The sequence below is a fragment of the Paenarthrobacter sp. A20 genome (assembly GCF_024168825.1).
In the GTDB taxonomy this organism is placed as follows: Bacteria; Actinomycetota; Actinomycetes; order Actinomycetales; family Micrococcaceae; genus Arthrobacter.
Genome location: NZ_JALJWH010000001.1, coordinates 1,909,378 through 1,930,646, shown reverse-complemented (window position 1 = coordinate 1,930,646; position 21,269 = coordinate 1,909,378). Strand labels below are relative to the sequence as shown.

Annotated in this window: 19 protein-coding genes; 3 read left to right on the top strand and 16 right to left on the bottom strand. The window is 61.9% G+C overall.

Annotation, left to right across the window (positions count from 1 at the left end; translation table 11 throughout):
- Both treS and J3D46_RS09205 read right to left on the bottom strand, forming a co-directional pair.
- On the bottom strand, window positions 1-1,797 hold the full coding sequence (treS, locus tag J3D46_RS09210; protein ID WP_231342690.1) for a maltose alpha-D-glucosyltransferase: 1,797 nt from the start codon (window positions 1,795-1,797) through the stop codon (window positions 1-3).
- The gene (locus tag J3D46_RS09205; protein ID WP_231342687.1) at window positions 1,797-3,902 is read right to left on the bottom strand and encodes an alpha-1,4-glucan--maltose-1-phosphate maltosyltransferase; all 2,106 of its coding nucleotides are present in this window, start codon (window positions 3,900-3,902) and stop codon (window positions 1,797-1,799) included. Before J3D46_RS09205 ends, treS begins: the two co-directional genes overlap by 1 nt.
- A 104-nt stretch (window positions 3,903-4,006) precedes the next feature.
- On the opposite strand from J3D46_RS09205, the gene glgP reads away from it, so the two are divergent.
- A complete protein-coding gene (gene glgP, locus J3D46_RS09200) occupies window positions 4,007-6,631 on the top strand; it encodes an alpha-glucan family phosphorylase (RefSeq protein WP_231342686.1) in 2,625 nt (874 codons plus the stop codon).
- A 123-nt stretch (window positions 6,632-6,754) separates the two neighbouring features.
- Here the strand turns inward: glgP and J3D46_RS09195 are convergent, their stop codons facing one another.
- The 6 genes from J3D46_RS09195 to glgX form a co-directional block, all read right to left on the bottom strand.
- Window positions 6,755-8,176 (bottom strand): ABC transporter permease, encoded by a 1,422-nt coding sequence (locus J3D46_RS09195; RefSeq protein WP_253466596.1) that lies wholly within the window; start codon window positions 8,174-8,176, stop codon window positions 6,755-6,757.
- Between the two features lie 167 nt (window positions 8,177-8,343).
- On the bottom strand, window positions 8,344-9,000 hold the full coding sequence (locus J3D46_RS09190) for a hypothetical protein (protein ID WP_231342684.1): 657 nt from the start codon (window positions 8,998-9,000) through the stop codon (window positions 8,344-8,346).
- A 384-nt stretch (window positions 9,001-9,384) separates the two neighbouring features.
- Window positions 9,385-9,567, bottom strand: coding sequence for a hypothetical protein (locus J3D46_RS09185; protein WP_253466594.1), 183 nt, complete (start codon window positions 9,565-9,567; stop codon window positions 9,385-9,387).
- A gap of 308 nt (window positions 9,568-9,875) precedes the next feature.
- Complete coding sequence (locus J3D46_RS09180; protein WP_231342681.1) at window positions 9,876-10,235, bottom strand: barstar family protein; 360 nt, start codon at window positions 10,233-10,235, stop codon at window positions 9,876-9,878.
- 6 nt (window positions 10,236-10,241) lie between these two features.
- Complete coding sequence (locus J3D46_RS09175; protein WP_253466592.1) at window positions 10,242-10,703, bottom strand: ribonuclease domain-containing protein; 462 nt, start codon at window positions 10,701-10,703, stop codon at window positions 10,242-10,244.
- 26 nt (window positions 10,704-10,729) lie between these two features.
- Window positions 10,730-12,844, bottom strand: a complete 2,115-nt coding sequence (gene glgX, locus J3D46_RS09170) for a glycogen debranching protein GlgX (RefSeq protein ID WP_253466589.1) — start codon at window positions 12,842-12,844, stop codon at window positions 10,730-10,732.
- 237 nt (window positions 12,845-13,081) lie between these two features.
- Here glgX and J3D46_RS09165 point away from each other — a divergent pair, with 237 nt between their 5' ends.
- Window positions 13,082-13,891 (top strand): carbon-nitrogen hydrolase family protein, encoded by an 810-nt coding sequence (locus J3D46_RS09165; RefSeq protein ID WP_231342673.1) that lies wholly within the window; start codon window positions 13,082-13,084, stop codon window positions 13,889-13,891.
- A gap of 116 nt (window positions 13,892-14,007) precedes the next feature.
- Here J3D46_RS09165 and J3D46_RS09160 read toward each other — a convergent pair whose 3' ends face one another.
- From J3D46_RS09160 to J3D46_RS09125, 8 genes are all read right to left on the bottom strand, one after another.
- Window positions 14,008-14,862 carry an IS3 family transposase gene (locus J3D46_RS09160; protein ID WP_231343491.1) on the bottom strand — a complete coding sequence of 285 codons (855 nt, stop codon included), beginning with the start codon at window positions 14,860-14,862 and terminating at the stop codon, window positions 14,008-14,010.
- Window positions 14,859-15,257 carry a helix-turn-helix domain-containing protein gene (locus J3D46_RS09155; protein ID WP_231343490.1) on the bottom strand — a complete coding sequence of 133 codons (399 nt, stop codon included), beginning with the start codon at window positions 15,255-15,257 and terminating at the stop codon, window positions 14,859-14,861. The genes J3D46_RS09160 and J3D46_RS09155 overlap by 4 nt, the downstream gene beginning before the upstream one ends.
- Window positions 15,258-15,592: 335 nt before the next feature.
- Window positions 15,593-16,585 (bottom strand): 23S rRNA (guanosine(2251)-2'-O)-methyltransferase RlmB, encoded by a 993-nt coding sequence (rlmB, locus tag J3D46_RS09150; RefSeq protein ID WP_159704595.1) that lies wholly within the window; start codon window positions 16,583-16,585, stop codon window positions 15,593-15,595.
- 80 nt (window positions 16,586-16,665) lie between these two features.
- On the bottom strand, window positions 16,666-18,120 hold the full coding sequence (gene cysS, locus J3D46_RS09145) for a cysteine--tRNA ligase (protein WP_253466586.1): 1,455 nt from the start codon (window positions 18,118-18,120) through the stop codon (window positions 16,666-16,668).
- 35 nt (window positions 18,121-18,155) lie between these two features.
- On the bottom strand, window positions 18,156-18,512 hold the full coding sequence (locus tag J3D46_RS09140) for a hypothetical protein (RefSeq protein WP_253466583.1): 357 nt from the start codon (window positions 18,510-18,512) through the stop codon (window positions 18,156-18,158).
- On the bottom strand, window positions 18,505-19,056 hold the full coding sequence (gene ispF / locus J3D46_RS09135) for a 2-C-methyl-D-erythritol 2,4-cyclodiphosphate synthase (RefSeq protein WP_253466580.1): 552 nt from the start codon (window positions 19,054-19,056) through the stop codon (window positions 18,505-18,507). Before ispF ends, J3D46_RS09140 begins: the two co-directional genes overlap by 8 nt.
- Window positions 19,056-19,838, bottom strand: coding sequence for a 2-C-methyl-D-erythritol 4-phosphate cytidylyltransferase (ispD, locus tag J3D46_RS09130; protein WP_253466578.1), 783 nt, complete (start codon window positions 19,836-19,838; stop codon window positions 19,056-19,058). Before ispD ends, ispF begins: the two co-directional genes overlap by 1 nt.
- Before the next feature lie 111 nt (window positions 19,839-19,949).
- Window positions 19,950-20,432, bottom strand: a complete 483-nt coding sequence (locus J3D46_RS09125; protein ID WP_011690592.1) for a CarD family transcriptional regulator — start codon at window positions 20,430-20,432, stop codon at window positions 19,950-19,952.
- 293 nt (window positions 20,433-20,725) lie between these two features.
- On the opposite strand from J3D46_RS09125, the gene J3D46_RS09120 reads away from it, so the two are divergent.
- On the top strand, window positions 20,726-21,268 hold the full coding sequence (locus J3D46_RS09120) for a hypothetical protein (RefSeq protein ID WP_231343363.1): 543 nt from the start codon (window positions 20,726-20,728) through the stop codon (window positions 21,266-21,268).
- Window position 21,269 lies beyond the last annotated feature (1 nt).

Below are 21,269 nucleotides of genomic sequence, written 5' to 3'. Positions count from 1 at the left end.
TCATCCTTTGGAGGTCACCACGGGAATCGCCTGGGTAAAAGGCGACGAGGGATTGGAAAAGGCCGAGCGGACCCTCAGCCAGTAGAAGCTGTGGCTGCCCAGCATCACGGTCAGATGACCGTTGTCGCCGACGGCCGGGAAGGGCTGGCCGCCGAAAATATCGCGCAGGCCGCGGCCTGCGAACTCAGGGATGTCCAACGTTGCCGCCACGGGGTGCTGGGAGAGGTTGAAGACGCACAGAATGGTTTCGGCGTCCTCCCCCTCAGGGTTGCCCGCCGGCAGTTCCCGAACGTAGGCAAGCACCACCTCGTGGTCCGCTTCAATGTGCCGGAAACCGCCCAAACCAAACACCGGGTGGTTCTTGCGCACGCTGAGGATCTGCCGGGTCCAGCGCAACAGTGAACCCGAGTGGGCGGCCTCGGCTTCAACGTTGACCATGCTGTAGTTGTAGACGAGCGACTGGATGACCGGAAGGTACAGCTTGCCCGGATCGGCCCCCGAGAAACCGGCGTTTCGGTCCGGGTTCCATTGCATTGGAGTGCGGACGGCATCGCGGTCATCGAGCCAGATGTTGTCTCCCATGCCGATTTCGTCCCCGTAGTACAGGAAGGGACTGCCGGGCAGGGAGAGCAGCAGCGCGTTGATGAGCTCGATCTCCGAGCGGGAGTTGTCCAACAGAGGCGCCAAACGTCTCCGGATGCCGATGTTGGCACGCATCCGGGGATCGGGGGCATACCAGCCCAGCATGGCGGCGCGCTCCTCCCCCGGCACCATCTCCAAGGTGAGTTCATCGTGGTTCCGCAGGAAAGTTCCCCACTGGGCCCCCTTGGGAATTTCCGGGGTGTCGCGTAAGGTCTCGATGATAGGCGCGGCCTTCTGGTCCCGGAGTGCGTAGTAGAGCCGCGGCATGATGGGGAAGTGGAACGCCATGTGGCATTCGGGCGCTTCCTCGGTACCGAAATACTCCACCACTTCATGCGGGGGCTGGTTGGCCTCGGCAATGATCACCCTGCCGGGATAGTTCGCGTCCACCATGCGCCGTAGGTCCTGCAGGAACGTGTGCGTTGCCGGCAGGTTCTCGCAGTTGGTGCCGTCTTCCTCGAACAGGTACGGAATGGCGTCGGCCCGGAAGCCATCGATCCCTTGGTCCAGCCAGAACCGGACCACGTCATAGAGGGCCTCGATGACCTTGGGGTTCTCGAAGTTCAGGTCCGGTTGGTGGCTGAAGAAACGGTGCCAGAAGAACTGCCGCCGGATGGGATCGAACGTCCAGTTCGATTCCTCGGTGTCAACGAAGATAATGCGGGCGTCCTGGTACTTCTCGTCGGTATCGCTCCACACATAGAAATCGCCAAAGGGACCTGTGGGATCCTTGCGGGATTCCTGGAACCAAGGGTGCTGGTCCGACGTGTGGTTCAAGGGAAGATCGATGATCACCCTGACGCCGCGGGCGTGTGCCTCGGCAACCAGCCGCTTGAAGTCGCTGATGGTGCCGAACTCATCCAGTACGGACGTGTAGTCCGCAATGTCATAGCCGCCATCGCGCAACGGGGAATGGAAGAACGGCGGCAACCATAGGCAGTCAACGCCGAGCCACTGCAGGTAGTCCAGCTTCTCGATCAACCCATGGAAGTCGCCGGACCCATCCCCGTTGGCATCCGCAAAGGCCCGCACCAGTACCTCATAGAAGACTGCCTTGCGGTACCAGTTGGGATCATGCTGGAGACCTGGGGCGTTCAACTCGAAGGTGTTCTTCGGAGTGAAGTACTGGCTCGGGTTCTGCGGGGAAAAACTCACTAAGGCTGCCTCCGGATGCTCAGGATGTGAGCCGGTTCCACGTGGGCATCCAGGCGGACGTAGTTGTGCTCGCCCCATTCCCAGCTCTGGCCGCTGATCAAGTCATCCACCCGGAACCTGCCGTCCTCATTGAGATCCCGGGGGTCCAGTTGCAGGGCCGCCAAGTCCAGGGAGACCGTGCTCTCGCGGGCGCTGTGCGGATCCACGTTGACCACAATGATCAAGGTGTCCTTGGTTCCGTCCGGCAGCGTCTTGTGCTTGGAGTACACGATCGTGGCATCGTCCGTGCTGCTGTGCAGCGTCAGGTTCTGCAGGTCACCCAGGGCAACATGATCCTTGCGGATGGTGTTGAGCCTGGTGATGTACGGAGCCAGGGTGCGTCCGGACTCGGCTGCGCCATCCCAGTCCCTCGCCTTGTACTCGTACTTTTCGTTGTCGATGTACTCCTCGGCGCCAGGCCGGGCTACGTGCTCATACAACTCATAACCGGCATACACACCCCAGAGCGGGCTGGCAGTCGCAGCCAGTGCAGCCCGGATACGGAAGGCTGCCGGACCGCCGTACTGCAAGTACTCGGTGAGGATGTCCGGGGTGTTCACAAAGAAGTTCGGGCGGAAGAACGCCGGACTCTCGTGGCTGACCTCGTGGAAGTACTGCTCAAGCTCCGTCTTGGTGTTCCGCCATGTGAAGTACGTGTAGGACTGCTGGAATCCTGCCCGGCCCAACGCGTGCATCATCGGGGGACGGGTGAAAGCCTCCGCCAGGAAAACAACCTCCGGGTTCTTTTTGTTGATCTTGCCAATCAGCCATTCCCAGAACCAGACAGGCTTGGTGTGGGGATTGTCCACGCGAAAAATCTTCACGCCATGGCTGATCCACAACTGCACGATCCGCAGAATTTCCTTGGAAAGGCCAGTGGGATCGTTGTCGAAGTTCAGGGGATAAATGTCCTGGTACTTCTTCGGCGGGTTCTCTGCGTAGGCGATGGAACCGTCCACTCGGGTGGTGAACCATTCGGGGTTGGACGTCACCCAGGGGTGGTCCGGAGCTGCCTGCAGGGCGAGGTCCAAAGCTACCTCGAGTTCCAGCTCGTTGGCACGCGCCACGAACGCGTCGAAGTCCTCGAACGTACCCAGTTCCGGGTGGATGGCATCGTGGCCACCGTCCTTGGAGCCGATGGCCCACGGCGAACCGGGATCCTGCGGTCCCGGCGTCAAGGTGTTGTTGCGGCCCTTACGGTGCTGGAAGCCGATCGGATGGATGGGCGGCAGGTAGATGACGTCGAAGCCCATGTCCGCTACGGCGTCGAGCCTCTTGGCAGCCGTGCGGAAATTACCGGAAGTCCACGTGCCGGTGGAGTGGTCCAACACGGCGCCCTCGGAGCGGGGGAAGAATTCGTACCAGGAGCCACGGCCCGCGAGGTCGCGCTCCACCTGCAGCGGGAAACGCTCCGATACGGTCACCAGCTCGCGGATCGGAAGACGTTCGACGGCGGCCAGCACCTCAGGGCTGAAACCGGCGCCGAGGCGTTGTTCGGCGGTTTTGGTGGTGTCTGCCAGCACAACGGAAGCGGCACGCAAGGTGCGCTTTTCCGCGCCGGTACGTCCGGCGTTGTCGGCTGCTCCTGCCAGGAGGGCGGCGCCCTCGGCGAGCATCAACTCGACGTCGATTCCGGCAGCGACCTTCACCTCTGCATTGTGGTGCCACGTTCCGTAGCGGTCATGCCAGGCCTCGATAACGAACGACCAGGCCCCGGTGCCGCCCGGCGTGATCAGGCCCTCCCAGCGGTCCAGGCCCTTCCACTGCTCACCCTGCGCAGGGCTCAGCCGGACGCGCTGGCGCTCCCTGCCCCTGGGATCGAGCAGCACAGCGGAAACGCCCAGCTGGTCGTGGCCTTCACGGAACACCGTGGCGCCAACCACGAGGTCCTCCCCCGGCAAGGCCTTCGCCGGGAAACGGCCACCCTCAACAACCGGCTGAACGGCCGTGATGGGGAACCGGCCGAAGCGAAGTCCGTCGGTGATGTCCGTTTTCGTCTTGGATTTCAGAGCGGTGATGGTTCGCACGGTATTCGTCACAAGCACGACGTTAGCGAGAAACATCACAGAATGCTAAGCACACGACCTTTCTTCTCGACGCAAGATGTCTTTTACCTAAAAGAAACCCAATGCGGTTCCGACTGCCATGTGAGTCCGTTAGTGTGGCGCTCGTGAAGGCAATTCGAAGGTTTACAGTCCGTACCGTCCTCCCTGAGCCCATCCGGCCCCTGGCACGTCTGGCCACCAATTTACGTTGGTCATGGCACCGGCCCACTCGGGAACTTTTTGCGAGCCTCAACCCGGCTCTCTGGGAGGCGTCGCAGCACGACCCCATAGCTCTTCTTGGGTCGATCAGCCGCGAACAGTTGCAGGACTTGGCCAACAATGGCGAAGTAGTGGAGCGCGTGCAGCACGCCGCCGCCGACCTGGACCGCTACCTCAGCGAACCACGCTGGTACCAGGGCCTCGGCGAAGACGCTCCGGCGTGCATTGCCTACTTCTCCCCCGAGTTCGGTATCACGGAAGTGCTTCCGCAGTACTCCGGCGGCCTGGGCATCCTGGCAGGCGACCACCTTAAGGCCGCCTCGGACCTGGGCGTGCCGCTGATCGGGGTCGGGCTCCTCTACCAGGCCGGTTACTTCAAGCAGTCGCTGTCCCGCGATGCGTGGCAGCAGGAAACCTACCCGGTGCTGGACCCTGATGGCTTGCCGCTGACGCTGCTTCGCCACCCGGCCAAGGACGGCGCGCCCGGCAAGCCGGTCCAGATCTCGCTTCCGTTGCCCAACGGCCGGGAACTCCACGCGCATGTGTGGCGTGCCGACGTCGGACGCGTTCCGCTGCTGCTGCTGGACTCCAACGTCCCCTCCAATGACGAGGCCGCGCGCGGCATCACCGACCGCCTTTACGGTGGCGGCGGCGACCACCGGTTGCAGCAGGAACTCCTCCTGGGCATGGGTGGCGTCAGGGCCCTCCGCGTCTACCAGGAACTCACCGGCACACCGGCGCCGGAAGTGTTCCATACCAATGAAGGCCACGCAGGTTTCCTGGGAATCGAACGCATCCAGGAAGCCATGTCCGATCCCAACGAGCCCCTCAGCTGGGACGAAGCCCTCGCCGCCGGACGCGCGTCCACCGTCTTCACGACGCATACGCCGGTCCCCGCAGGCATCGACCGCTTTGAGACCGTGCAGATCAAGCATTTCTTTGAAGCCGGGCTGGCGCCTGCCGTACCGACTGACCGGATCCTTGAGCTGGGCCGCGAAAACTACGACGGCGGCAACCCTTCCGTTTTCAACATGGCGGTGATGGGCCTGCGGCTTGCGCAGCGCGCCAACGGCGTGGCGAAGCTGCACGGCGTGGTGTCCCGCGAGATGTTCGCTGGCCTGTGGCCAGGATTCGACCACTCCGAAATCCCCATCGCCTCCGTTACCAACGGCGTCCACGTGCCCACGTGGGTTGACCCGCGCATCTCTTCGCTGGCACGGACCCAGTTCGGTGCAGAAGCCGAAGCACTGGGACGCTGGGACTTGGCCTACAACGTCAGCGACGAAGACGTCTGGAGGCTTCGCAGGGAACTGCGCGCGCAGCTCATCGACGACGTTCGACGCCGGCTCCGGGCTTCGTGGAAGAAGCGCGGCGCAGCGGATGCCGAACTGGGCTGGACCGATTCAGTGCTGGACCCGGACGTGCTCACGATCGGTTTTGCGCGCCGTGTGCCCACGTACAAGCGGCTCACCCTCATGTTGCGCGACCCCGCACGCTTGAAGGCCCTCCTGTTGGACCCGAAGCACCCCATCCAGCTGGTCATCGCCGGCAAGTCGCACCCCGCTGACGACGCCGGCAAGAAGATGATCCAGGACCTGGTGCGCTTCACTGACGACCCCGAAGTGCGGCACAGGATCGTGTTCCTGCCGAACTACGACATCGCCATGGCCCGGACGCTGTTCCCCGGCTGCGACGTCTGGCTCAACAACCCGCTTCGCCCTCTGGAAGCCTGCGGCACCTCCGGGATGAAGGCCGCCATCAACGGCTCGCTCAACCTGTCCGTCCTTGACGGTTGGTGGGACGAAATGTACGACGGCGAAAACGGCTGGGCGATCCCCACCGCGAACAATGGCGCCTCCGCCGATGAACGGGACGACATCGAGGCATCAGCGCTCTATGAGCTGCTCGAGAACCAGGTGGCTCCACGATTCTACGGAACCACGGTGGCCCAGGGCGCCGGTGCTGCAGGACCCTCCGAGTCCAGTCTTGAGACCGTACCCACCCACTGGGTATCCATGATCAAGCACACCCTGGCCAACCTGGGTCCCGCAGTCTCGGCCGAACGCATGCTCCACGACTACGTCAACAACCTCTATTGCCCGGCCGCTGTCTCCGGGCGCAGGGCAGTTGCCGAATCGTTCAAGGAAGCCAAGGAACTCGCCGCCTGGACCACCAAGGTCCGGAACGCGTGGCCCCAGGTCGTGGTGGAACACGTTGACTCCGTGGGTGTCTCCGAGGAACCCCAGGTGGGCGACAGCCTCCAGGTCAACGCCTACGTGGCCCTCAACAGCCTCACCCCGGATGACGTGTCCGTGGAGGTGGCCTTCGGCCGCGCGGAGGAATCCGACGAGCTCGAGGACATCGTGGTTGCGGAACTGGACTCCCTGGAGGACCTCGGCGGCGGACGCCACCTCTTCCATGGCTCCGTGGTCATCAACCGCTCGGGCTCCTTCGGCTACACGGTTCGAGTGTTCCCGAAGCACTCGGCGTTGGCTTCCAAGGCTGAACTGGGGTTGATCGCGAACGCCTAAGCCTTCGAAGGTGCATGGCCCCGCTTTTCCGTTGTTGCCCAACGACGGAAAAGCGGGCGGCCGCCCGTGGAGGGTGCTGTTTAGCATCTATGAAGCTGGTTCGGGGGAACTCCCGCGGGACTTCTACGCGCGAAGTGCAATAGCGGGATCTTTACGGCTGGCGACCCAGGCAGGGTAAATGGCGCTCACAATACCGGTGGTCGCACCCACAAGGAGTCCAACCACCCATAGCTCCGGGGGCAGTACGGGCGGCCAGGCCTGGATCCAGGAGACGCAAAGCGTGGTCATAGTTCCGATGATGCCGCCGAGAGAACCTGCTGTAACTCCAACGATGAAGCCCTCAAGGATGAAGGATCGGCAAATTAGCCATCGACTAGAGCCGATCGCTCGTCGAAGGGCTATCTCTGCCGATCGGTTCTGAACGGTCAGGTACATCGAGGAAGCCGCAGTGATGATCGCCAGGAGCATCAGGACCAGCGATAGCAAAGCGATGAGCGACCCGAGATCATTTGAGACGTCCTGCCTGATTGACTGAATATCGGCTGTGACGTCTACTTTTGCCTTCCCTGGGTCGCTCGGCGAGTATCCAAGCGGCGCTACTCGCGCAATCGCAGCCGAGAAGCCCTTTTCGGTTCGAACTTGAACTTTTAGGTCTGACCTGGAGACGCCACGCATGAGGCTGGCGTTTACGAATACGGAGTCAGCGTACTCAGGAAAATTTGGGCCAGGTTCGAATACACCAACAACCGGCACAAGTCGGTCATCGATCCATATGCTCACCCCTGCCACCGGCCCGGTTTTCTTGCTGTACGGTATGTCGAGCGCAATTGCCGCCTTCGTCGAGACTACTGCGAGAGGACCAGCTCGTGGGTCGTCGAGGGCACTTCGGATGTTGTGGGGAATTAGGTCGATTCCGAAGTCATTGAAGTAGTTCTTCGAGGAGGAGTGGAGTGACAATGGCGCTTCGGGTTCCAGGTCGGAGGGCTTAACCCGTGTTATACGTACGTCTGCCGGAACCGCTGAGTACACATAGGATGCGCCAACTACATGAGGAAGACGGGTAATGCGATCTACCCCGGAACTGGGTGCCGTTGTTTCTGGTGTAGCTCCCGGTTCGACTTGTTGACTTTGCTCGGTAGGCATTCTCCCGCTGCTCAAGGTGAAACCCTCGCTGGCAAAGAAAGAGGATGCGGCTTCCATGGTTGCGCTGTCCATGTGACCATTTTCGGGAGAAGGATACCCCATCTGCATAAGTGCCCGTTGCAATGCCAACACGTCATCTCCCTCATCACCTCGGGAAAGATCGCGATACAAAGGGAGCGGATCAGGCAGGACGAAATAGGGCTTGCCTGAAACCACACCTGCAAGGTCGCCCCACTTCAACGTTTCCCCCGCCTGAAGCGTCTGGCGCACGACAATCGGTTCCTGTGCCTCCAAGTCGATTTGGATCGGCACTGCCGGGCCGGCCTTAATAACTCCAGAGAAGGTAAGACGGTCGTCGACGATACGGTTTTCAACCATTGCATAAACAGGGATCTCAGCCATGGAGTCCTCCGGCCGGATGATCTCTGATTGATCAAAGACGCGTCCGGCGAGCAAACCCACCCCCGCGGACATGACTCCGGTGACTGCCAACAGGACGATTAGCCACCGTCGCGAGAGTCGACTCAATCCAACAGCTGCCGCGGCACTCTGCCGGGGCTGCTCATCGATCACTGCGTCTCTTTCAGTAACTTCTCGGCGGCATCCACGTAGTTCTGGCTTCTATTCTTGAGCGCGGTAAGAACTGCCTCATTCTGCTTGATGAGCGGCAGCTGGTAGCTTGCCTGAATATCACCGAGCGTTTGGGTGAGCCGGACTTCCTGGTTGCATTCGGCCTCAATCGTGGCGATTCGGACGCCTTCGGCTGTGTCCGACTTCGACGGGTTTTGCTGATCTGTCCTCGCCTGCAGGTCAAAGGACTGCTGGCTCGACCACTTGGCGTTGGCAGCATCCCGCCCCGGCGTCAAGCCAGCCGCTGAGATGCATTTGTCCCAGTCGCCCTTGGCATTCTTCCAAGCGTCAGTTTCTGATGCCATCCTGAGACTTTTCAAAGCAATTTCCGCTGCAGCACCACCATTCATCAGGTCATCAGGTGGAGTGATTTCATCAATCTTTCTCTTTTCGCTGGCAAGACATTTGTACCTGGCATCCCCCCACGAGCCTGCCTCGTCGTGCTTCTGGTTCGATTGAGCATCTTCTCCAATAAGCCGGAAGCCGTGCTGTCTCACTCGATCAACGTTCCACACGCCGAAGTTCCGGTTCTCTGCCTTCGGATAAGCAGCATTCGGATCATCGATGAAGCCAAATTCCTTCATGCACGTGGTCATGATGACTTCCCTCGCCAGAAGAATCTGAGAGCGATCACGGGCCGAAATTCTGTATGCGTCCACTGGGAATACGATCAGAGAATTCTCGTAATCCAGATTCACTTTTCCCGATGAGTCCGGCGTGATTGAACTGTCCGCACCCCCCGAACAAGATGAACTAGCCAACGCTACGCCTGTGGCAAGCGAGGCCACAAAATACCTTGTCCAGCGTGCCCGTCGTCCAGTAGTTCTTCTCGACACCATCCCGCGTCCAATCTCGTTTCGTACGCCTCGACTAGTAGTAACCGGGCCTATTTTCAGACAAGAACTTTGACCTGCCGACACTTTATCGGCAGGTCAAAGCATGGTGCCGCTCACTCGATGTATGCGAACCGCTGCGTGGGTTTAGCCCCTGTGGAAGCTGCTGATGTTGTCATTCCATGTACCCAGGAACGGCACGTACCAACCCAGGGCGCTGTAGTCGTTAGCGCTGCCAAAGCCAGCACCGCCGTAGTTGATGTCCTGCCACCAAGTGACGTAGTAGCCGAAGTTCTTGACCGAACTGGTCCTGTTATCAAACGACCCCATCCAGGTCGAATTGTCGGCTCCGTACGTGGCACCGCCGTAATCCCTAATACGCAAATGACGTAGAGCCTAAAGGCCCCTCCGAAATGTATCGCTCGACACATTTAGCGTCAAACTTTGGAAATAATCGGAAAAAGCGCAGAAATATTTAAATTCTCGCATCACGATTGGGTGGCACGCACCACTTAAGCGCTTCGGCGGGAATCACGAACGCATAGGATCAATGCTGGGCCACGCCTCAACTCTCCGTCAGAGCACTCAAGTCGCTGTTTGCGTCGTGGCTTGCCCCCACTGGTATGACGTTGGAGCGACTAATTCTCGAACACGGCGATGACCGCGAGGTCGCGGCCGGCGTAGCGCTCTGCGTCCTGCAGGATCTCGCAGACTACGCCGAAGGAACGGTCCGTGCGGTAGGCCGCCGGGACCTGCCAGATCATGGTGACCGGGCTGCCGTCGTCCTCTGAGAGGGCGTCGGCGTAATCGTGCAGGGAGTCGTTCAGGGCGTCCAGGTTCACGCCGTAGTACTCAGGGAAGTCCAGGACCTGGGCGAAGACTTCCAGGACCGCTTGCTTGGTGGTTGCCGGGGGGACCATCACGGTCCTGCGGCCGGCGTCGGAAATCTGCTCCCGTAGTTCTTCAAGGGTCCAGGTGTCTGCAGAATAGATCTTCATGGGCTCCTACTTGCCTTCGACGATGAACTTGAACGACTCGTAATGGTCCGCGGTGTAGTACTTGGCAGCGTCCTTGCCCACGATGATCCGGCGGGCGCCCCGGTCCGACTCTCCGGGTGTGGGCACCGTGTACTCCTTGTAGAAGCCGCCGGACTTCTTGGGCAGGAGGCCTTCGAAGTTGCCGAAGTTCACGCCGTCACGGTCATACGGGTACGGGCCACCCTTCGCGATGAGGGTCAGCGTCTGGCGGGCTTCCCTGGGTAGCTGCGAGGCGTTGATGGCGGGCAGCGACGAAGGGTTTGCCACCACCGCGGCCCCCGGCGTCGCGGCGGCCGACGTCGCGGAGCCAGGTTCCGGCGTCGTGGTTTGCGCTGTTAACCCACCTCCGCCCACCATGGCGACCACCAGCACGACGACGGCGATCACCAGACCCGCGAACGCCACCAATTTGCTGCGGCTGCGGTTCATGCGGAGAACTCCTGATGTCTGTGTGGCTACGTGCGGTAGATGTTGATGGTGTTGGCTTGCAGGATATCCCGCTCGCCTGAGGCCACCAACGCGCCCTTCCGGCGCTCGTGCAACACCGACGTAGTGAAGCGGAGCTCAAACATGCGCTTGCCGATACCGGTTTCACTCAGAATCTCAGGCAGCACCATCTTCACATCCTGGTTGCTTCCGTTCACCACGATCAAGCCACGGATTTCGCTGTCCTCATGCCCCATCAGGAGTTGGACAGAGCGCACGTTGGGATCGTTCCAGCGTGCGGGAGTCATTCGCTGACCTTTGTCGTCGAACCATTGCAGGCTGGAGTTGTTCGCGTTGCCGGGGAAACTCTCAGGCTGGTGCCTCAGGAACCAGCGGCGGAGCCGAACCAGCTCACGTGTGGTCCGGAACATGGCGTTGGCTTCCTGGGTGCGGCTCCAATCCAGCCATGCCGTGGGGTTGTCCTGGCAGTAGGCGTTGTTGTTGCCCTGCTGGGTGCGGCCAAGTTCGTCGCCGGCAGTAATCATGGGAACCCCGAAGGACAACAGCAAGGTGGCCATCAGGTTCCGAACGGACAGGGCACGGGCAGCAACGATGGCCTCGTTCTCGCTCCTGCCTTCCACGCCGTGGTTGTAGCTGCGGTTATCTCCGTGGCCGTCGCGGTTCTGCTCACCGTTGGCCTCGTTGTGCTTACGGTCGTAGCTCACCAAGTCCTTGAGGGTGAAGCCGTCGTGGGCCGTGATGAAGTTGACCGAGGCCAGCCGGGTGCGTCCCGAGGAGGCAAAGAGGTTGGCCGAACCGGCCATGAGTTCAGCCAAGGAGGCCACGGAACCGCCCTGGCCACCGGCTTCGATGGCTGCGCGGTCGGACAGCCAGAAGCTGCGGACGCCGTCGCGGAAGTGGTCATTCCAATCCGACCAACCGTGCGGGAAGCGGCCTGTCTGCCAGCCACCGTAGCCAACGTCCCAAGGCTCGGCGATGAGCTTGACCGCCGACAATACCGGATCCTCCGCAATGGCTTGCAGGAAGGGGTGCTGGGGATCGAACGTGTTGCCCGCATCCCGGCACAGGGTCACTGCGAGGTCGAAGCGGAAGCCATCCACGTGGAAGTCGTTGACCCAGTACCGCAGGGAATCCAGGGCCAGATCCACCACCACGGGATCGCTGAAGTCCAGGGTGTTGCCACAGCCGGTGGTGTCCAGGTAGCGCCCGTGGGCATCGTGCCGGTAATAGCGCTTCTCTGCCAGTCCGCGGAAGCTGAGGGCAGGACCGTCCGGACCTGCTTCGGCGGTGTGGTTGTACACCACGTCCAGGATGACCTCAATGCCCGCTGCGTGCAGCAACTTGATCATGCCCTTGAGTTCGTCCTGAACCGCGTGGGGGCCAGCGTTGCGGGCAGCTTCGGTGGCGTAGTCCGAATGCGGGGCAAAGAAGGCAGCCGTGTTGTAGCCCCAGTAGTTGGTCATGCCAAGGTCCTGGAGATGTGACTCGTCCAAGTGGAAATGGATTGGCAGGAGCTGAACAGCGGTGATGCCAAGCTCTGTGAGGTGCTGGATCATCACCGGATGCGCCATGCCGGCGTAGGTGCCGCGAAGGTGCTCCGGGATATCCGGGTGAAGCATCGTCTGCCCACGGACGTGGGCCTCGTAGATGACCGAGGTTCGGAGCGGAATACGCGGCGGTTGGTCATCGCCCCAGTCAAAGCCGATTTCCAGGTGGACACTCGTGAGGAATTCACCCCGCTGGTCCACAGCGCGACCGTAGGGATCGAGCAGCAGCCGCTGTTCGCCGTCGTCGTCCAGGTCCAAAGCCGGCACGGACATGGGGAGGCCGGTCTCGGCTGGTGCCGCCCGGAAACCATACCGGGTGCCCGGCGCTACCCCGCTCACCAGCCCGAAGTGGACGCCGTCCTCGACGTTGGGAAGGGCGTGGGCGCGCCACGGCTCGCCGGGAGCCTGGAAGGCAATCTCTACTTGCTCCAGGTCGGGCGCGAAAACGGCCACGTTCACGTGATGATTCTGCGTGTTTTCGGCATCGACGAGATCGGGCTGGGGCGTGCTCAGTCCAAGGGGCCGTGGCCGTGAGGCGTCGACGGCGGCTTCTGTGTCAAAAATAGGCATAACCATTACTTGCAAGTTTAGTTCCACGCCCAGTATGTGCCGCGCCGGCTTCTCATGTGACGAGGTTCTGCATAGCGATTTCATTACTTGCGCGCTAAGCGCCAGATTACTTATGCCGTTCACGTGCTCGAACATTATTCCGGAACCGGATTCAGGCGGCGGGGTCTACTCCAATGTGTCGCGTGGGCCGCTTCCGCGGCGCCCGCTTGGCATACTGGGATGGAGACAACTGGAGGTTCTATCGTGCGCGTGGCACTCGCCCAAGTCATCACCGGCCGGGATCTGGCCGACAACCTGCGGCTCCTGGAGGAGTACGCCCGCCGGGCCAAGGAGGGTGGCGCCGGGTTGGTGGTGTTTCCCGAGGCGATGATGCGCGCGTTCGGAAACTCGCTGCTGGACATTGCCGAACCTTTGGATGGACCGTGGGCCAGCCGCATGCGCGCCCTTGCCGCTGAACTGCAGCTGGTCATCGTGGCGGGCATGTTCACTCCCGGTACTGCCTCGGACTCGGGTGCCCGGCGGGTGCGGAACACGCTGCTCGCCACCGGACCAGGTGTCGAAACCAGCTACGACAAGATTCACCTGTTCGACGCGTTCGGCTTCTCGGAGTCGGACACCGTTGAGGCGGGTACGGACCCCATAACGTTCGACGCCGGCGGCCTCACCTTTGGCCTGGCCACCTGTTACGACATCCGCTTCCCTGCGCTGTTCACGGCCAACGCCGATCGCGGCGCTGTGGTCAACATCGTCTCGGCGTCGTGGGGATCAGGTCCGGGCAAAGCCGAGCAGTGGCAACTTCTCGCCCGCGCCCGTGCCGTTGACACCACCACGTTTGTGCTCGCCTGCGGCCAAGGCGATCCGGCCACGCAGGGTGTCGAGGCCAAGGGTGCTGCGCCCACAGGGGTGGGGTACTCCGCCGTCGTGTCCCCGTTCGGCCAGGTCCTGGAAGCGCTCGAAGGCGAACCGGGCCTCATCTTCGCCGACCTCGACCCCACGGTGGTGGAGGAAGCCCGACAAAAACTCCCGGTGCTGGCCAACCGCCACAACTTCTAGAGCCAGCTCCAACTGTGAGCGAGCGTCGGCCGAAAACCGACGAAAGGTGAGCGAGCGTCGGCCGAAAGGCGACGAGATGAACTGGTCCCCGTTTGTTGGACTGGCTAATTGGGATTTTAGGCTGCGAGGGTCTGGGCCCGGTATTGCACCGGGCTCAGGCCTTCGAGTTTGGTGGAGATCCTTTCGTTGTTATACCAGCGGATGTACTCGTGCAGTGCTGTTGCCAAGGCGTCGGTGCTGAGGAACCGGACGTGGTGGAAGAGTTCTTCCTTGAGATGTCCGAAGAAGTTCTCCATGACGGCGTTGTCGTAGCAGTTGCCCTTGCGGGACATTGACTGGGTGGCGCCGGCTTCGGTGAGCAGCTGCCGCCAGAACACGTGCTGGTATTGGAAGCCTTGGTCCGAGTGAACCAATGGTTTTTGTCCCGGTTCCAGGCAGGTGATGGCCTGAGATAGTGAGGTGTTGGCTAGTTCCAGGTTCGGTGAGTTGCCGATGGAATACGAAATAATTTGCCGGTCGAAAAGGTCCATGACTGGTGAGAGGTAGAGCTTCCGGTCCCCGACGCGGAACTCGGTGACATCAGTGACCCACTTCTGGTTCGGAGCGTCGGCGTCGAACTTCCGGTCCAGCACGTTCGGTGCAATCACCCCCTGCTCGCCTTGGTAGGAGTTATAGCGTTTCCGCCGCCGGATCTTGCAGCGCAAGGCCAGGGCGCGCATCAGTTTCAGCACGGTCTTCTTCGCCACCGTCCATCCTTGCTTCGTCAGCTCGGTGTGGATTCGGCGATGTCCGTAACGGCCGTGGTTGGTCGTGAAAACCTCCGTGATGGCGCTCTTGAGTGCTTCCTGCGGGTCCGGGGACAGGAGCCGGGCCTGATGGTAGAAGAACGTCGAGCGGGCCAGGCCCGCGGCCCGCAGCAGAACCGGGAGCGGGTAATCAGCCTTGAGGGCAACGAGGGCTTGAACCTTCACCGTCGTTCCTGCGCCCTCAAGGCCCGCAATTTTCCCAAGTAGGCCACCTCTGCCCGCAACAGTTCGTTCTCCCGACGCAGTTGCTCAAGCTCCGAAACCTCCGGGGCCTGCGGCGTCGCCCCGGGCTTCACGGACAGCATCGCACCAGGCTTCCGCGACGGCAGGGCCACGGGTTCCCCAGAAGGTGCGGCCTTCGGCTTCGCTGGCGTGCCGTTGCGTTTTGGCATCAGCCCGTCTTCGCCCTCCAAGCGATACGCTCTGACCCATTTCTGCAGCAGTTGCCGTGAAGACAGGCCCGCTTCAACGGCCAGGTCGGGACCGGTTTCGCCCGCCAGGAACCGCTGCACCAAGGCCAGTTTGACCTCGAAAGAGTATGACTTCGGCGCCTTGGTCACCAAGACTCCTTCCCCATGAATCCTCCATAACCCATACAGTCCCCTTACCGGCACCTGGGGCGCATCAAGGTACCGGGCCGCCGCCCGATAGCCAAGCCCTCTTTCAAAACACGCTACAGCCGACACCCGCTGCACCACAGACAAAGAACTACGCGAACACATAAAACTGCTCCCCTCAAATCGGAACTGAAATTCTCAGTCCAACTTCAGGGGAGCAGTTCAAGAGGTGAGAGAGCGTCGGTGGAAAGGCGGCGTGGCCGTCATCCGGAAGCATGCGTCTAAGCGAGGAACGAGCGAGCATGCGGAGGATGACGGCAACGCCGCCTCACCGTGGATTACTTAGCGGCGCGCTGCCTCGACACTTCGTACAGCGAGATACCGACGGCCATGGATGCATTGAGCGACTCCATGGCGGAGTCGATCGGGATCGAGACGATCTGGTCGCAGTTTTCGCGGACCAGCCTGCTCAGGCCCTTGCCTTCGGAGCCCACGACGATGCACACGGGTTCCGTGGCCACACTGAGATCGGGCAGCGAAACGTCGCCGTCGCCGTCCAGGCCGAGAACGTAGATGCCCATGTTCTTGAACTGCTTAAGGGCGTTGTTAAGGTTCGACGCGCGGGCCACGGGTACGCGGACAGCGGCACCGGCGCTGGTCTTCCAGGCGGATGCGGTCACGCCGACGGAGCGACGCTCGGGAACGATCACGCCGTGGCCGCTGAACGCGGAGACGGAGCGGATGATCGCGCCAAGGTTGCGGGGGTCGGTGATGCCGTCCAGTGCCACGAAGATCGGAGCGTTGGAGATGTGCCCCTTCTTCCACTTGGCCAGGGTTGTCTCCGCGAGGTCGTAGGCGTCCTCGTATTCGTACGGCGGGATCTGCAGGACGAGGCCCTGGTGCACGGCGTCCTCGGTCATGCGGTCCAGCTCAACCTTGCCGGTTTCGAGCAGCGGGATGCCGCGTTCAGCCGCGAGCTTGAGGGATTCCTTGACGCGGTCGTCCATCTCGATCCGGATGGCGACGTGCAGTGCCTTGGCCGGAATGCCCGCGCGCAGGGCTTCGACCACCGAGTTGCGGCCGGTAACCAGTTCTTCGGTTGCACGGCCCTTGGGGCCTGAGCGGGCACCGGCGCCACCGGGGCGGGTACCCGTGCCGCGCTTGGCAGCTGAGCGCTCAGCCAGCTGCTTGTTCTTGTATGCCTTGTGGTAGGTGCGGTCCTCCGCCTTGGGCGTGGGACCCTTGCCCTCCAGGGCCTTGCGGCCGTGGCCACCGGTTCCGGTGGAGGGGCCCTTCTTCTGCTTGACCGACCGGCGACCGTTGTTGGCCATGAGATTCCATCCTTGATTTTGTGAGTAAGTCTGGAATCAAGTCTACTGACCCGATGCAATTCGGCCGCCGCGGCCGTTTGTCAGTCGCGTTTGAGGCTCCAAGTGGCGCCGTCCGCACCATCTTCGACGACGACGCCGGCGGCGGCGAGCGTGTCGCGGATCGCGTCGGAGGCGGCCCAGTCCTTGGCGGCCCGCGCCGCTGCCCGGGCGTCGAGTTGAGCTTCGATCAGCACTTCCAGGGCAGCGTGTTCGCGCCCTTGGACAGCTTCCGGACGCTTTACTGCGTCCAGTCCCAGGACTTCCGTCATGGACAGCACGCTGTAGAGGGCGGACTTCGCAGCATCAAGCTCCCCGGAGGCCAAGGCTGTATTGCCTGCCCGTACCGTTTCGTGAAGCACTCCGAGGGCCTGGGGCACATTGAGGTCATCGTCCATGGCGGCGATGAAGGCAGCCGGCATGTTGGCCTGCGGGGAAATGCCTGAGGCGTCTGCCCCCACCTTGGCGGAGGCCTTGTGAATGAAGCCATCAATGCGCTCGACGGCGGCTGCAGCCTCCTGCAACGACGTGGGCCGGTAATCGAGGATGGAGCGGTAGTGTGCCTGTCCCAGGTAGTAGCGAACCACCCGGGGTGAGGCGAGTTCGAGCATCTCGGCCGGGCTCACCGTATTGCCGATGGACTTGGACATCTTTTCACCCTCGAAGGTGACCATGCCGTTGTGCATCCAGAAGTTGGCGAACCCGTCGCCGGCGGCCTGGGATTGGGCCATCTCGTTCTCGTGGTGCGGGAAGCGGAGGTCCAGTCCCCCACCGTGGATATCAAATCGAGGGCCCAGATACTTGGTGACCATGGCGGAGCATTCGAGGTGCCAGCCGGGACGTCCCGCGCCCCAGGGAGACTCCCACTTGGCGGTGACGGGCTCGCCGTCTTTGAAACCCTTCCACAGCGCGAAGTCCCTCGGGTCGCGCTTGCCTCGGGGGTCGGCGTCGGGGGCTCCCTGCATGTCATCGATATTTTGCCGCGTGAGCGAGCCGTACTTGCTCCAGGAGCGGACATCGAAGTAGACATCGCCGGAATCGTCCAGTGCTGGGTAGGCATGGCCGCGGTCGATGAGGCGCTGGATGAGCGCGTGCATTTCCGGGATGTGCCCGGTGGCGCGGGGTTCGTAGGTGGGCCGCTGGACGCCCAAAGAATCGTAAGCGCCCTCGAACTCCTGCTCGTACCGGTACGCGAGGGCCCACCACTCTTCGGCCTGGCGCGCGGACGGTTCAGCATCCCAGTCCGGTCCGAAGGACTGGGCGGACTTGGCAAGGATTTTGTCGTCGATGTCGGTGACGTTCCGCACCACAGTCACGCGGAGGCCACGGAATTCAAGCCAGCGGGTCAGCTGGTCGAAAGCAATGGCCGACCTGACGTGGCCCACGTGCGGCATTCCCTGGACGGTGGCCCCGCAGTAGTACACGCTGGCCTTGCCGTCTTCGAGGGGAACGAAGTCGCGGACTTCGGCGGAGGCGGTGTCATAGAAGCGCAGGGTCACCGCTCCAGATTAGCCGATGACGCGGCGTGACCTGCCTACTTGCAGTATTCGCCGATCTTATTGAACTGGACCGTGAGCTTCTCCTGCTGGTCCTTGGTGGCCGCGCCAAGCGATGAAGCGGCCGCTTCGTCCATGATCGCGGCCATGTCCTTGATCGGGTTGCCGATCTCCGGAGCCAGTTTGTCAGCGATCTCGTGATAATGCGCGGCGATCTGTTTGGACTGCTGCTGTTGGTTGCCATCAGGCTTGAACGTGTCGTTGTTCAGGAATTCACAGCTGGCCGCAACGTCCATCTTCGGTGTCCCCGCACAACCGCCCAGCAGGAGCGCAGCAGCAACGCCCACGGACAGCCCCACTGCGGAACGCACGACGCCGGCATGCAGCTTATCCATGCGGCGCACCTTTCGCGGGACCCGTCTCCGCCGTCGTAGCCTCATGGTCGCGGACCGGGTACACCAGTGCCGTGGCAACAGCCGAAATTCCTTCCCCGCGGCCTGTGAAGCCCAGACCGTCGCTGGTGGTTGCCGTAACGCTGACAGGAGCACCTGCGGCTTCGGTCAGAACCCGCTGGGATTCTTCCCGCCGGGGTCCGAACTTGGGGCGGTTGGCCACGAACTGCACCGCAACGTTCCCGATCTCGAAGCCGGCAGCGCGCACAATGCGGGCCGCTTCACCAAGGAGCTTTACCCCCGAGGCGCCAGCGAACTCGGGGCGGTCCGTGCCGAAGTGGGTGCCCAGGTCACCGATACCGCAGGCCGAAAACAGCGCGTCCGCGGCTGCGTGGGCGACGCAATCGCCGTCGGAATGCCCTGAAAGGCCTTGCTCACCTTCCCAGAAAAGCCCGCCAAGCCAGAGCGGCTGGGGGTCGCCTTCCGGGGCGAACGCGTGCACGTCGACGCCGATGCCGGTCCGGGGCAGGACCATGTTCCGGGTCATCAGCCCTCCACCCAACGGATACCCAGCGGGCCTTCCAGAAGGCCCTCGGCAATGATGAGGTCCAGCGGAGTCGTGATCTTGAGGGACTGGCTGGCTCCGCGGACAGCGTGGACCGGAACGCCCAGAAGCTCCACCAACATGGCGTCATCCGTCACGGCTGCGGCCTGTTTGTCGTCGAAGAGCTCAGCAGCCTGGTGTGCCCGGCGCAGGGTGGCCAGTTCAAAGCCCTGAGGAGTCTGGACGGCCCTGAGGTGTTCGCGGGGCGCTGTTCCGGTAACCACCTCCGGGGCGATGGAGGAGTCCGCGCCAGCGGTCTCGGCGACCGTCTTGATGGTGTCCACCACCGGCATCGCGGGGATGACTGCCTTCGCGCCGGAGGCCAGGGCGTCGGCTACGCGTTGGAACACGCGCTCAGGGGCCAGCGCGCGGGCAGCATCGTGGACGAGTACGAATTCGGTTCCGTCTTCCAAGGCAGCCAAGGCAGCCCGGACGGAATCCGCCCGGGACGAACCGCCGTCGACCACTGAAATTTCCGGGCCGCCATCCACCAGGTCAATCCTGAAGTCGGCGATCAGCTCGCGAAGTTCGGTGTTGCCCTTGGGCACGGCTATGCAGATCTGGCGTGCGACATCCGACGCTACAACACCGCGGAGAGCGTGCATCAGGATGGCTTCGCCGCCGAGCGGAACCTGGGCTTTGGGCATGCCGTAGCCAAGTCGTTCACCGGAACCGGCGGCGACCACGATCACGGCCGTGACGGCGCGCTTGGAAGGAGTACTCATGGGCCCAAGATTACTTGGAAGTACTTGAAGTTACTTGATGATCAAGTAACTCCGGCTGTATTTGGGCAAAAAGAAACCCGGCGGCGCTTTCGCACCACCGGGGCTCAATTCTTAGGAAGCCAAGACCTCGTCAAGAACGCTTGCAGCCTTCTCTTCGTCTGTCTTCTCGGCCAGGGCCAGTTCTGAAATCAGAATCTGCCGCGCCTTGGCCAGCATCCGCTTCTCGCCTGCGGAAAGGCCGCGATCGTGATCACGACGCCAAAGATCGCGAACGACCTCCGCCACCTTGATGACATCGCCCGAAGCAAGCTTCTCCAGGTTCGCCTTGTAACGACGTGACCAGTTGGTAGGCTCTTCAGTGAACTCGGCGCGGAGAACGTCAAATACGTGCTCCAAGCCTTCTTTGCCCACTACGTCCCGGACCCCAACAAGGTCAACGTTCTCTGCTGGAACTTCAATGGTCAGATCACCCTGAGCCACCTTGAGCTTGAGATACATCTTCTCTTCGCCCTTGATGGTGCGCATCTTGATTTCCTCAATTTTTGCTGCACCGTGGTGAGGGTAAACTACTGTCTCGCCGACCTCAAAAACCATGTGGACTTTCCCCTTTCCCGCAGATTAGTCTATCACGGTTAAGGCATACGACTGGCATCGGACGGGCCCTCCAGCCGCGCCAATACAGGGAATAAGGCCTTAAACGACTTCCTCCAACCTCTTGACGAAACCGGGGAAAGATGCTTCGAGCAAGCAACCTGGCGCGCAGATCTTCTCGGTTGGCTGCGCCACAATGCCTTCCCGAATCCTTATTTTGGGGGGTTTGCCGATAGGCTATGGCTGAAAAGTGTTCCAATGACTCTTGAGGAGTAGGTGTCGTGCGCAATACTGCGATGAACCCTGTCCAGCGCGGCAAGCTGGCAATTGCGGCGGCTGCAATCGGCGTCGGTCTTCTGTCCGTCACCGGCTGTGGTTTCGTCAACGCCCAGCAGACTACCCACCAGTACTCGGCATCGGACGGGATCAAAGCTGATCTTGGTCCCCTGCAGTTGCGCAACATCCTGATTGTTGCCTCGGGCGAGAACGAGCCTGGTCGTGTCATAGGTGCTGTGTTCAACCAGTCCAGCAGCGACGCCACCCTCACCATGAGCGGTGCCAACGGGTCCCAGACCGAGATTCCGGTCAAAGCCAATTCTGAGACGTACCTGAACGACACCACTGATGCTGCGATCCTCAGCACCGCAGGCGTTATCCCTGGTGGCCTGACCCCGATCACCATCCGTAGTGGATCTGACTCCGCTACGGTCAACGTACCGGTGGTTGATGGCACGCTCCCCGAGTACGCCAAGTACCTGCCCTCCACGCCGACCCCGACAGCAACGTCGACGTCGACGTCCTCTGCGACTCCCACGGAGTCCGCAGCAGCCGGACACTAGC